The 11,642-nt window shown below is 67.9% G+C and carries 10 protein-coding genes, 1 tRNA gene, 1 pseudogene and 1 riboswitch; of the genes and pseudogenes, 2 read left to right on the forward strand and 10 right to left on the reverse strand.

Annotated features, from left to right (window positions below; genetic code table 11):
* Window positions 1-264: 264 nt before the first annotated feature.
* From BAY61_RS29140 to dacB, 7 genes and pseudogenes are all read right to left on the reverse strand, one after another.
* Window positions 265-1,092, reverse strand: a complete 828-nt coding sequence (locus BAY61_RS29140; protein WP_091802940.1) for an ESX secretion-associated protein EspG — start codon at window positions 1,090-1,092, stop codon at window positions 265-267.
* A 3-nt stretch (window positions 1,093-1,095) separates the two neighbouring features.
* Window positions 1,096-1,731, reverse strand: coding sequence for a hypothetical protein (locus BAY61_RS29145; protein WP_091802937.1), 636 nt, complete (start codon window positions 1,729-1,731; stop codon window positions 1,096-1,098).
* A gap of 17 nt (window positions 1,732-1,748) precedes the next feature.
* Window positions 1,749-2,032 (reverse strand): annotated as a pseudogene (locus BAY61_RS29150) (hypothetical protein); the annotation flags it as partial.
* Window positions 2,033-2,183: 151 nt separating this feature from the next.
* Window positions 2,184-2,738, reverse strand: coding sequence for a hypoxanthine phosphoribosyltransferase (gene hpt / locus BAY61_RS29155; RefSeq protein ID WP_091802934.1), 555 nt, complete (start codon window positions 2,736-2,738; stop codon window positions 2,184-2,186).
* Between the two features lie 3 nt (window positions 2,739-2,741).
* Window positions 2,742-3,728, reverse strand: coding sequence for a tRNA lysidine(34) synthetase TilS (gene tilS / locus BAY61_RS29160; protein ID WP_091803841.1), 987 nt, complete (start codon window positions 3,726-3,728; stop codon window positions 2,742-2,744).
* A complete protein-coding gene (locus BAY61_RS29165) occupies window positions 3,728-4,819 on the reverse strand; it encodes a zinc-dependent metalloprotease (protein ID WP_091803838.1) in 1,092 nt (363 codons plus the stop codon). Before BAY61_RS29165 ends, tilS begins: the two co-directional genes overlap by 1 nt.
* Window positions 4,820-4,839: 20 nt before the next feature.
* On the reverse strand, window positions 4,840-6,918 hold the full coding sequence (dacB, locus tag BAY61_RS29170; protein WP_091802930.1) for a D-alanyl-D-alanine carboxypeptidase/D-alanyl-D-alanine endopeptidase: 2,079 nt from the start codon (window positions 6,916-6,918) through the stop codon (window positions 4,840-4,842).
* 151 nt (window positions 6,919-7,069) lie between these two features.
* Here dacB and BAY61_RS29175 point away from each other — a divergent pair, with 151 nt between their 5' ends.
* On the forward strand, window positions 7,070-7,585 hold the full coding sequence (locus tag BAY61_RS29175) for an inorganic diphosphatase (RefSeq protein WP_091803835.1): 516 nt from the start codon (window positions 7,070-7,072) through the stop codon (window positions 7,583-7,585).
* Between the two features lie 60 nt (window positions 7,586-7,645).
* On the opposite strand, the gene BAY61_RS29180 is transcribed toward BAY61_RS29175, so the two are convergent.
* The 3 genes from BAY61_RS29180 to BAY61_RS29190 form a co-directional block, all read right to left on the reverse strand.
* Window positions 7,646-8,917, reverse strand: a complete 1,272-nt coding sequence (locus tag BAY61_RS29180) for a serine hydroxymethyltransferase (RefSeq protein ID WP_091802927.1) — start codon at window positions 8,915-8,917, stop codon at window positions 7,646-7,648.
* A 30-nt stretch (window positions 8,918-8,947) separates the two neighbouring features.
* A riboswitch (ZMP/ZTP riboswitch) is annotated at window positions 8,948-9,032 on the reverse strand.
* Between the two features lie 86 nt (window positions 9,033-9,118).
* Window positions 9,119-9,637 (reverse strand): gamma carbonic anhydrase family protein, encoded by a 519-nt coding sequence (locus BAY61_RS29185; protein ID WP_091802924.1) that lies wholly within the window; start codon window positions 9,635-9,637, stop codon window positions 9,119-9,121.
* 115 nt (window positions 9,638-9,752) lie between these two features.
* A tRNA-Thr gene (locus tag BAY61_RS29190) sits at window positions 9,753-9,829 on the reverse strand.
* 136 nt (window positions 9,830-9,965) lie between these two features.
* Here BAY61_RS29190 and BAY61_RS29195 point away from each other — a divergent pair.
* On the forward strand, window positions 9,966-11,627 hold the full coding sequence (locus BAY61_RS29195) for a hypothetical protein (RefSeq protein WP_091802921.1): 1,662 nt from the start codon (window positions 9,966-9,968) through the stop codon (window positions 11,625-11,627).
* The last annotated feature ends 15 nt before the right edge of the window (window positions 11,628-11,642 follow it).

Raw genomic sequence — 11,642 nt, forward strand, 5'->3', positions numbered from 1 at the left:
GTAGATCGATGTTCCCGGCGACGTCGAGTGACTCCCGCGAGCGCCCGTGAACAGGCTCCGGAGGCTACCCGCAAACCGTGGTGAGCATCTCATCGAGGCTGGTACGCGGGGGTCTCGCCGTGAAAAGCTCCACCTGCCGGTCGCGGTGCCGAACCACACGAGCCACACTTCCCGCCGAGATCGTCCGTTTCCGAACAAATCGGACAGACGGGAAGCCGAAGGTCAGCGACGTGAAGAACTCAGCCACACCCCGGTTGCCCGGAGTCACAGCGGAGCGGCCGTCGAGTCGAGAGCGCCTGCCAGCATCTCCGAAAGCCGGTGCCGCAGAGTCGCCGTGTCGGCAGGGGCGATGGTGATCCAGTCCCTGCCGTCCCTGCACTGGGTCGCCTGCGTGAAGTACCGCCCTGTCTCGGTGTCGAACCAGCTCAGGACGGGCATGCGAACCCTGCCGCCGGAACGTCCCCTCGCGTTGACCCCGAGCTGGCCACCCCGCAGCCTCGGCTGCGCGTGCAAGCGGGCGAGTGCCTTCCTGTCCTCGTCGGCGCCTGCCCTCAGCTCGCCACCGCCGTCCCACGGCGACGCGGCGGAGGTGCCCCCCGCAGAGGGCGCTCTGCGCTGGAGGAAGTCGACGCCAGGCCCGGAAAGTAGCTGTTCGAGCGGAACGGTGATCGACTTTTCCTTGCCCCTCGGCGAGGGTGGCAGCAGGCCGACGATCGCGCCCGCGAGGCCATCGGCCACGATCTTCTCGACGGAGGCTCCCTGCTGGTCCTGCACGATGAGCACGCCGAGCGTGCCGAGCGCGGCGGCCACGGAAAGCTGCGGCTCCGCTTCCGGTGCGGCGACCTGCACCGAATCGATACTCATCTCGGGTGCCGTGAGCACCCCGAACCAGTCCTCCACGAACGGTTCCGGCCTGCCATCGCCGTCGACGAGGTCTCGCTGCGCCAGCTCGGCGAGCACCTTTCGCCGTAGTACGGCGCGCTCTTCCATGGTTTCGCCATGGGAACGCGGCCGGAGTGGGTAAGGCAGTTCACCCGCCCCGACAGCCTCCCATAGGAAATCCAGGTCCAGCGGAGTTAGCCGCTCCGGCACTGCCTACCGCTCCTCGTCGTCGTCGGGTCCCCACGCACCGAGTACGGGAGGCGGAGTCGCCACCGCCGCACCGGAGGTGTCGTCGGTGGCTGGGTCGATCAGGAACGACGCGTGCGTGTGTTCCTGTTCCTCATCCTGCCGCGCCCCGGCGCCTCCTACCGCACCAACTCCACCCATCGGGGTGGCCAGAGGCAGGTGTCCGCCGATCATGCCACTCTGCGGGACTACGCCCTGGCTCTGCGGCTGGACGGTACCGGCACCCACATTCCGGTTCACTGAGGCGGCCGTCACCGCTGGTCCGGGGGCGGGCTCGCCCGCGCTGCTTGCCGCGGTGCCCGCTCCGGGGAGGTCGCGCCCAGCGACAGGAGCGATCGGCATGAGCCCGAGCGAATCAGGACCGAAGCTGGGCGTCGTATCGTCGATCTCCGCCAAGGCTGCCGTGTACGCCTCAAGGCAGGCGACCTGCTGGGCCTTCGTGTCTCTCGCGACGTCGAACTCGATCTTCATGTCCTTGACCATGGCAGCCGGATCGCCTTCCAGCATGGCGGCGGTCTCGGCTCCGGGGCCGAATTCGCTCGGCTGTGGCATCTTCTTGAGCTCGGAGGCCGCCACGGCCTGCCGCGCGAGCCTGGCGCTCATCGTGCTCGCGGCCTCTGCTCGTACTGGCCGTACAGATTCCGCAGAGCCGCCGAGTAGGAATCGTCGTCACCATCGGCCCTTCCGGAATACTTGGCCGCGATCGCGGTACCCACCGGGTTCGCCCCGATCTTCGGCGCCGCCGCGAGCGCGCCGGAATGGCGAAGCAGTCCCTCGACGGCGTCCTTTCCGGTCCGGATCTTGTTCAGCACCGTCTGTGCCGCGTCGGGGTCGTCCCGATCCGACCGGTCAGTGCCGCCGCGCGAAACGCGGCGGCATCCGCATGACTACCGCTGTTCCCCATGTTTTCCGCTCTTTCCCGACCCAGTACAGCCAGAAAGGCTCCACCCCTGCGATTACGGCCCAGATAACGCTACGGCAATGCGCGCAGGACGTGTTCGCAAAAGGTCGGGGTTCCGGATCGAGCGGTGATTACGTACTGCCCTCAGCGGTAATTACGACGAGTAGACCTTGGGGTCCAGAGTGCCGATGAATGGCAGGTCCCGATAGCGTTCCGCGTAGTCGAGCCCATATCCGACGACAAACTCGTTCGGAATATCGAAACCGACATACTTGACCGGAACATCGACCTTTACCGCCTCCCGCTTTCGCAAAAGCGAACAAACGTTGAGCGATGCCGGTTCGCGACTCGTCAGATTCTTCAGCAACCAGGACAACGTCAATCCCGAATCGACGATGTCCTCGACGATCAGCACGTCCCTGCCCGCGATGTCCCTGTCGAGATCCTTGAGGATCCGCACGACACCCGACGACGACGTGGCCGACCCGTAGGACGACACGGCCATGAACTCCATCTGCGCGGGCACGGGAAGCGCCCTCGCGAAGTCGCTCATGAACATGACGGCGCCCTTGAGGACACCGACGAGGACGAGATCGGAGTCTCGTCCTTCGACGGGGTAGTCGGCCGCGACCTTCTCGGCCAACTCGGCGATTTTGTCTTTGATCTCTTGCTCGGTGACGAGCACGGAGGCGATGTCGCCTTCGTACACAGGTCAGTCCCCTCTTGTGGTGGGTTCTCCAGCGTCCACGCTGAGCTTTCCACGTGACCTTCGTGCTTCAAAATTCCCCGGCAGCCACACCCCGCCCTGGCCACGCCAGCGACTGATCAGAGCGTCGACGGCACGCAGGTGGGCATCGGTCAATTCGGGCACCCCGGCGCCGAGCAACCAGCGGCGCAGCGCGCGCCTTCTCACCGGAGCAGGCGCCGTTTCGAGGACAGCGATCTCCAGCGCTTCGCAGGTCAACGCGCGGGAATGCAGGTCGGCGCCCATCTCGTCGAGCGCGTCGCCGTCCTCGCGAAGCTGAGCGGCGGTGCGGGCCAGTGCGGGCGCGACCCCGCCTGCCAGGACATCCTCCAGCAGCGGAAGCACTTCCGTGCGCAAGCGCACCCTGGTGAACCGGCTCTCGCTGTTGTGGGGGTCGATCCAGGGCACGATGCCCAACTCGGCGCACGCGGCGTTCGTCACGCTTCGCGGAACGCCGAGCAGCGGCCTCGCCCACGGCGGATCCAGCGGGCGCATCCCGGCGATCGAGCGGGGACCCGACCCCCTGCCGAGTCCGAGCAGGACCGTCTCGGCCTGGTCGTCCTGGGTGTGACCGAGCAGCACGAGCGACGGCGACTCCGGCAGCGCGGACCTCAGCGCGGCGTAGCGCGCCGACCTGGCAGCCGCCTCCGGGCCTCCCCGGCCACTCACGGTCACCGTCAGCACCTCGGCCTCGTCGACGCCTGCCCTCAGCGACTGCTCCGCAGCCGTCGCGGCGACCTGCGCCGATCCCTCCTGCAAACCGTGATCGACCACGAGCGCACGCACGGTCATCGACATCCGGTGGCCCACGTGTGCCGTGGCGTCGGCGAGGGCGAGTGAATCGGCACCACCCGAGACTGCGACGAAAAGCACGCCGCTCTGCACATACGGCGCGGGTGCCTCTTCGCGGAGGAAGCGCCGGACAGCCGCCCGAACGGAACGAACAGGGTCCATCAACGGTGCACGCGGCGCACCCACGCCTGTGGGTCGCGGATCTCCTGACGCGTCGGCAAGGTGTTCGGCGATGTCCACACGGTGTTGAATCCCGCCATGCCGACCTCGCCGATGACGTGCTTGGTGAACGCGGCGCCGAGCGCGTACTGCCGCACCTTCGCATCGACACCGAGCAGGCCGCGCAGGAACCGGTCGAGCAATCCGCCGCCTTTGCGGCGCGCGGTGAACCTGCGCCTGATGGTCGCCACGCTGGGGACGACATCGGGGCCGACCGCGTCCATGACGTAGTCGGCGTGCCCCTCCAGCAGTGTGGAAAGGGCGAGCAGCCGGTCGAAGACCTCCCGCTGCCTCGGCGACTGCAACAGCTCGGCGAAGCCCATGGAACCCGCTGAGCCCTCGGTCTTGCTCTTCTTCGCCTCCCGCAGCGTCTCGGGAAGCCTGCCGATGACGGCACCGATGCCATCGGCTTCGGTGAGCCCGCCGACAAGTCTGCCGACCTCGTCGGCGAAGTAGTCCCTCAGCCAGTCGACGGCGGTGAACTGCAAGCGGTGTGTGCACTCGTGAAGGCACACCCACATCCGGAAGTCACGGCCGGAGACGTCCATCGCCCGCTGCGCGGTCACGATGTTCGGCGCGACGAGCAACAACCTGCCCGACCTGTCCTCGCCACCGAACGGGTCGTACTGGCCCAGTACCCTCGCCCCGAGGAACGCGAGCACGACCCCGGTCTGCACTCCGGCTCCGCCGGCGACGATCGGCGTCAGCCGCCCCGGTTCCCGTTCCTCTTCGTCGAGATCGTCGAGCGCGTGACTGGTCAGCGCGTCGAGACCAGCGGCTGCCGCTCTGACCCAGCCCGGCCTGTCGACGACATCGCCTGGCAGCAGGGGCAGGCCGGTTCCGAGCCCGGTGAGTTCCCTGACGTGCCGCTCGGCGTCCACGGTCAGCTCGCGCAGTTCGGTGACCGCGCGCTGAGCCTCCTCGCGTGGCACGGTGGGACCGCCGCGCACGAGGAACGCCCCCGTACCCGCCGCGAGCGACCAGTCGACCAACGGGTTCGCCGGTGCGGTCCCTACCTGCTGCTGACTCACCATGTCCTCGACGCTACCCGGGTTCACCGGCAACCACAGCCACGCAAAGCCGCCGCGATGTCGTCGAGCGCACCTCGCGCGGGCTCGATGGCGCCACCCGCGGACATGAGGGCGAACACCAGCACTCTGCCATCGGCGTCGAGCACGACCCCCGCCAATGTGTTGACCCCGTCGAGCGTGCCGGTCTTGCCCCGCACCCAGCCCCTTCCCTCGACGGCTTGGCCCTCGGTGTAGCGCGAGGACAGCGTGCCGCTGCCACCCGCGACGGGGAGACCGCCGAGCATCGGCCGCAGTTTGCTCGTGTTCGGGTCCTGACCGGATGGGTCGGCGGCGAGCGAGAGCAGATCGCCGAGCACCTTCGCGGGCACCTTGTTCAGCGTCGACAACCCACTGCCGTCGGAAAGTTCGACCGCGCTCATGTCGAAACCGTTGCGCGCGAGCACTTCCTCGGTCGCCTCGGCGGCTCCGGCGAACGAGGGCTCCTTGCCCTCCGCGATGGCCACCTGCCTCGCGACGGCCTCCGCGAGCAGATTGTCCGAGCTGATCAGCAATTGGTCGACGAGTTCGGTCAGTGGCGCCGACTTCACTTCGCCGAGCACCTTCGCCCCTTGAGGGGCCGTCGTCGTCGGCTCGGCGGCGACAGTCGCGCCGAGCCTGCCTGCCAGCTCACTCGCGAGTCTGCCTGCCGGATCGGCGACACCTGGCGATTTGTCGTCGGTGGCAACCGATCGCCCGCCGTCGAGCATCGCGGGCTGCACCTCGGCCATGTAGGTCGAGGGGACGTCCTCCGGCGCCCAGCCAGGCGCCGTGCCTTCGCCGGAGAAGAGGCTGAGGTCGAGCTGGACGTTACCGACGCTGCCCCCGGTCGCCTCCCTGACCTGTTCGACCAGGTCGTCCAGGTGCGCGGCGCCGGGGAAGATCGAGTTTTCCCCGGTAGGCAGCGAGGAGAGCGTGACATCGCCGCCCGCGACGAGCACCACCGTGCCGGGTTCACTTCCCTCGACGACCTTGGTGGACAACTGCATGCCGTGATCGAGCGTCATCAGCGCGGCAGCCGCCGTCAGCAGCTTCGTCGTCGAAGCGGGAGTCAGCGCCTCCGTTCCGTCCTTCTCCCACAACACCGTCTTGGTCTGCGGATCGATGACCGCGCCGGTCAGTTTCCCCAGCGCCGAGGCACTCGCGGGTCCTTGAAGCGTCTCCGCGATGCCGGAGAGGCTCGGCTCGGGGGCCGATTCGTCGGGACCCGCGAGCTGGAGGCTCACCGGGAGCGGCGAGGGAGGATCACCTTTCGGCGCATTGGGAGCCCATGGCAACCCGAGCCGGTTGGAGACGTACGGCAGAGCCAGCGTGACGCCGACGGCGATCACGACGAGCACGGCGACACCGCTGAAAACGAGCCGTTTGCGCCTGCCGCCCTGTTTCGGTTCGGGCGCCTCGGTCGCGCTGGCCGGTGGCTCGCCAGGCGGAGTCTGGTCGCCGTCCTGCTGCCCCTCCTGTGCCTGGCTTTCCGGTTCCTGCTCGTCGGCCGGTTCGATGCGCACCGGCTGCACCTGCGCACCAGCAGGCATGATCTCGACCCTGCGCGGCGGCTGGCCCTGCTGCTGTGGATCGTGCTGCTGGGGTTGCTGCTGTTGCTGAGGACCTGGCCTAGGGAATTGTGGCTGCTGGGCCTGCGGTCCCGGCCACGCGGGCTGTGCTGGCTGCGCTGGTTGAGGAGGCTGGGCACCCCGGTTCTGCGCCTGGTTCGGCCACTGAACCTGCTGAGGCCGCGGCCCTTGCCCCGCGCGCGGCGGACTCTGCGGGCTCTGCGGATTCTGCGGGCTCGGCGGGGCCCGATGCGGCTCGAAAAGGGAACGGCCCTGCTGTCCTTGCGCAGGCTGTTGAGGCCGCTGATCAGGTGCCGGGGCGGGCTGCCCAGCCTGCGAGGATCCGCCGGTTCGCGTGGGAGGCCGCGCGTCGTCCGGTTTCTCGACCCACAGGGTCGGCTGCTCGGAAAGCGTGACCTTGGGCACAGCGACCTCGTGTGTCGGCCCATCCGAGCCGCTGTTTCCCATGTCGTGGTCACTCGACGGCCACGCGGGTGTTTCGTCGTTACCCGGCACGCACTCCTCCTCGCAGCTGGAAAGGGCCGACGTCACACTTGCACACCATCAGTGCCGCACCCACCGAATACGTGGTCCACACTAGTGAGGACAGAACATGAACGATGTGAGCCGCTCGGACGCGGCGCCACGAACGAGCAGCGAGGACGCCGTGGAGTTCGACGTCACGATCGAAATCCCCCGAGGGGAACGCAACAAATACGAGGTGGACCACAAGACGGGGCGGATCAAGCTCGATCGCACCCTGTTCACGGCCACGCAGTATCCGGCCGATTACGGGTTCATCGACGACACGCTCGGGCAGGACGGCGATCCGCTTGACGTTCTCGTCCTGGTGCAGGAGCCCACATTCCCCGGCTGCCTCATTCGCTGTAGGGCGATCGGCATGTTCAGGATGACGGACGAGAAGGGGCCGGACGACAAGGTCCTCGCCGTTCCTTCCGACGACCCGCGGCTTGAGCACCTGCGCGACATCCACCACCTGAACGAGTTCCACAGGCTGGAGATCGAGCACTTCTTCCAGGTGTACAAGGACCTCGAACCGGCAAAGAGTGTCGAGGGCTCCTCGTGGGCAGGCCGCACGGAAGCCGAGGACGAGATCAAGCGCTCCTACGCCAGGGAAACCGATCGCCTGGAGAAGGAAGCCGCCGGCAACGGCGAACACTGAGTCGTACCACGACGTGAAAGGGCCTGTTCCCGATGGGAACAGGCCCTTTTCGCTTTCCTACTACGCTTCGAGGTAACCGGGAATCGGGTATCCGGCGAGCAGTTCGCGCACCTCGGCCGCGATCGTGCCAAGCGCGGCCTCGTCCTCGGCCGCCGCGGCCGAAACGGTCCTCGCGATCCACTCGGCGATCTGCGGCTGGTGCTCGGGACGAAGGCCCCTCGTGGTGATGGCGCCGGTGCCGAGCCTGATGCCGGAAGGATCGAACGGCTTGCGGGGGTCGAACGGCACGGTGTTGTAGTTCAGCTCGATACCGGCCTTGTCGAGCGCCTTCGCGGCAGGCTTGCCTCCGATGTTCTTGGTGGTGAGGTCGACGAGCAGCAGGTGGTTGTCCGTGCCACCGGACACCAGGTCGAAACCGCGCTCGATCAACGCTTCCGCGAGCGCCTTCGCGTTGGCGACGATGGCGTGCGCGTACTCGCGGAACTCCGGCTTGGCCGCCTCACCGAGCGCGACGGCGATCGCGGCCGTCGTGTGGTTGTGCGGGCCACCTTGCAGGCCGGGGAACACGGCCTTGTCGATGGCTTTGGCGTGGTCGGCATCGGTGAGGATCATCGCGCCACGGGGTCCGCGAAGTGTCTTGTGCGTCGTCGTCGTGATCACCTGCGCGTGGCCGACCGGCGAAGGGTGCGCTCCACCGGCGACGAGACCCGCGATGTGGGCGATGTCGGCGACCAGCACCGCGTCGATCTCACGGGCGATTTCGGCGAAGGCGGGGAAGTCGATGGTGCGCGGGATGGCGGTGCCGCCCGCGAAGATCAGCTTCGGCCGGTGCTCACGGGCGAGGTCACGAACCTGGTCGAGGTCGACCCTTCCGGTCTCCTTGCGAACCCCGTAGCGCACGGGCGTGAACCACTTGCCGGTAGCGGAAACCGACCAGCCGTGGGTCAGGTGACCGCCGTCGGGCAGTGCCATGCCGAGCACGGGATCGCCAGGCTTGGCGAAGGCGAGGTAGGCGGCGAGGTTCGCGGGAGAACCCGAGTAGGACTGCACGTTGGCGTGCTCGGCGCCGAAGAGGGCCTTCGCCCTTTCGATCGCCAGCGTCTCGACGGGGTCGACGATCTGCTGGCCCTCGTAGTAGCGCTTGCCCGCGTAGCCCTCCGAGTACTTGTTGGTGAGTACCGTTCCCGTCGCTTCGAGTACCGCCTGCGAAACGTAGTTCTCCGACGCGATCAACCGGATCTTGTCGTGTTGCCGGGCTGCCTCCTGCTCGATCAGTCCCGCGATTTCGGGGTCGGCTGCCGTCAGGGAAGGGATCGCTGGCTGGTGGGTCATGACTGTCACTCCTGGCATAGCGGCTCACGACCGGGGCACCCAGGCGCGCGGTGCCGGCCGCTGGTCTCTCGCTCCCCGGTGGTGCTCCACCTCGATGGCGCCAGTCGCTGCAACTGCGGTCATGAGTCTAGTCGACGACCCAACCCGGTCCCACGGTCCGAACTTCACCGTTCGTCCACACCGGACACACCGCGGTGCGGCTCAGAGCGGTTCGATGCCTTCGGCGTGCCTGCGGGCGAGCTGCTGGTAGATCGCGGCATTGTGCTCGACCCACCCCCTCGCCGAGGGAGTGAGCGGCACGAATTTCTTGGCGGGGCTACCGATGGCGACAACCTCGGAGGGGACCTCGGTACCCGGCGTCACCGTCGCTCCAGCCGCGACGAGCGTCCGCTCCCCGATGACCGCCCCGTCGAGCACGGTGGCACCGTTGCCGATGAGCACCTGCTCGCCGACGGTGCAGTCATGGACGATGCAGGAGTGACCGACGGTGGCGTTCTTGCCGACCTCGCAGACCCCGTCGCCGACGTGCAGCACCGAGTTGTCCTGAATGTTGGCCCCCTCTCTGATCACGATGCGACCGAAGTCGGCTCTGATCACGGCCCCGTACCAAACGGAGGCGTCCTTCTCGACGATCACGTCGCCGATCAGCGTCGCGGTGGGGGCAATCCAGGCGTCGGGGTGCACGGTGGGGCTGACGCCCTCGAAGGCGAACATCGGCATGCGGTCACCTTATGACGGCCACCGAAGCAGCGGCCCGGAACACGTCCGATGCCACAAACCCGGCCACGAAAAGACCAGGGCCTTCCCGGTTTCCCGAGAAGGCCCTGGTCAGAGGTGGAGCCGCCTAGGGGAATCGAACCCCTGACCTGCTCATTACGAGTGAGCCGCTCTGGCCGACTGAGCTAAGGCGGCGCGGGGCGAACCCGGCTGCCAGTAAGTATAACCATCCATCCGCGCGTCACTTTCCCACCCCGGCGTCGTTAGGTCCGCTATGACACCGGCGTCGCCTCGGGGCCGGGTCGACTGGTGGTTCTGGAGGACTTGATCTATGCGCCGACGCCTGCCCCGCACGCTGGCCCTCCCCGTCACCGCGGCGGTGCTCGTCCTTTCGGCGACGCCCGCGATCGGACAGACGATTCCGACGACACCGATCCCCGAACCGACCGATCCGGGTCAGGCCCCGATCACGTCGGAGCCGAATCCGTCGCCGAACGGGAGGGCCGTCGGTGAGGCCGGAACGGCACTGGGCATGCTGCGCCTGCTCCCCGAGGCCGTGCCCACCGACGCGATCCTGCCTGGACTCGGTGACGAACTGCCCCGGCAGTCCGCGCTCGAAGGCGGGTTCGGCATCTCCAGCGCGCAGGCCAACTCCGAGGCATACCTTTCCTATGAGCGCTCGATCGCGCAGGCGGCCCCGTTCGGGATCTCGATCGCGGGCAACGCGCCTCAGCCACCCGGCTCGCTTGTCCAGACCGCACTTCCCGACAACCCCGAGCCCCTGACCACCGGGTTCGCGGCACCGGAGAATCCGCTGCTGAACGTCAGCGCTCTCAACGGTTCCGCGCACGCGCGCTGGAGCCCGACGGAAGGTCCCTGCGTCGGCACGATCGCCGACGCGAGCACGTCGCTCGGCAGCCTTTCGCTGCTCAACGTCGTGCCGACGATGCCGGATCTGAGCAAGCTCAACCAGGCGAGCGGCGACTTGGGCAACGGCCTCGCCTCACTGGAAGGACCGATGGCGAACCTCGGCGGCCTGCTTTCCGGCGCCGGAGAGGGCCAGCCGAACGCCGACGGCACCGGGTCCGTGCTGAGCATGCCGAACACGATGTCGACGCGCTCGGTGGTCAGGCTCGTCGACATCCCCGACAGCGACCGCAAGGCCGTCGAGTCGACCTCGACGATGCAGGCAGCCGACATCAACATCCTCAAAGGCACCCCACTCGGGCTCACGATCAAGGTCGCGAGCCAGCCCACGCTGCGCGTGACGTCGACGGGTGAGAAGGAAACCTCGAAGGTCGAGTACACCGCGCCGGTGCTCACGGTCGAGCGCGGTGGCCAGGTGCTGTTCGAACTGGACGCGGCAAATCCGACGAAGGACGTCCCCGTCGGCATTCCGCTCCCCGGGTTGCAGGACATCCCCGGCTTCGCCGACGTCAAGGACCTTCCCGTCATCGGTGGGGTCGCGGAGCTGGGCAACGGCCTGCTCAAGCCGCTCACCGACGCGGCGAGCGGCAAGGTGCTCGATCTCGGCGTGCTGCGGCTCAGCATCGCGGGGCTGACCGAGAAGGGCATGGAGATGGAGGACCCGTTCGGCGGCTTCCAGCTCGGCGCCTCGGCGAGGCTGCTGGATCTGCAGATCCTGCCGACAAAGGCACTGCGCGACGCGTTGCCGGAGGAGGTCGCGAAGAACCTGCCTTCGTCGCTGGCCCAGGTGTCGCTCGGCGAGCAGGTCGCCAGGGCGTACGCACCGGAGGGCGGTGTCCAATGTGGATCGTCTGCGCCGCCTTCCGGGCCGCCTGCCGGTGGCGAACAGCCGAAGGGCCCCGAACCACTCGCACAGACCAGCGCCGCGTACTCGACGGTGCCGATCTTCTGGACGGGCACGGCGATGTTGCTGCTCGGCGTCGTACTTGTCGCGGGCCTGCCGAACCGCAGGCCGGTCAAGCCCGCGCCGGTGAAGCCCTCACCGAAGCCGCGAGAGGAAGACTGAGACACCGGCCGGTCT

This window comes from Prauserella marina (genome assembly GCF_002240355.1).
Lineage (GTDB): Bacteria > Actinomycetota > Actinomycetes > Mycobacteriales > Pseudonocardiaceae > Prauserella_A > Prauserella_A marina.

Coding starts and splice junctions, on each gene's coding strand:
- BAY61_RS29195 (WP_091802921.1), top strand. CDS start 9,966: ATGCGCCGACGCCTGCCCCGCACGCTGGCCCTCCCCGTCACCGCGGCG.
- BAY61_RS29185 (WP_091802924.1), bottom strand. CDS start 9,637: ATGCCGATGTTCGCCTTCGAGGGCGTCAGCCCCACCGTGCACCCCGAC.
- BAY61_RS29165 (WP_091803838.1), bottom strand. CDS start 4,819: ATGGTGAGTCAGCAGCAGGTAGGGACCGCACCGGCGAACCCGTTGGTC.
- tilS (WP_091803841.1), bottom strand. CDS start 3,728: ATGGACCCTGTTCGTTCCGTTCGGGCGGCTGTCCGGCGCTTCCTCCGC.
- BAY61_RS29180 (WP_091802927.1), bottom strand. CDS start 8,917: ATGACCCACCAGCCAGCGATCCCTTCCCTGACGGCAGCCGACCCCGAA.
- BAY61_RS29145 (WP_091802937.1), bottom strand. CDS start 1,731: ATGAGCGCCAGGCTCGCGCGGCAGGCCGTGGCGGCCTCCGAGCTCAAG.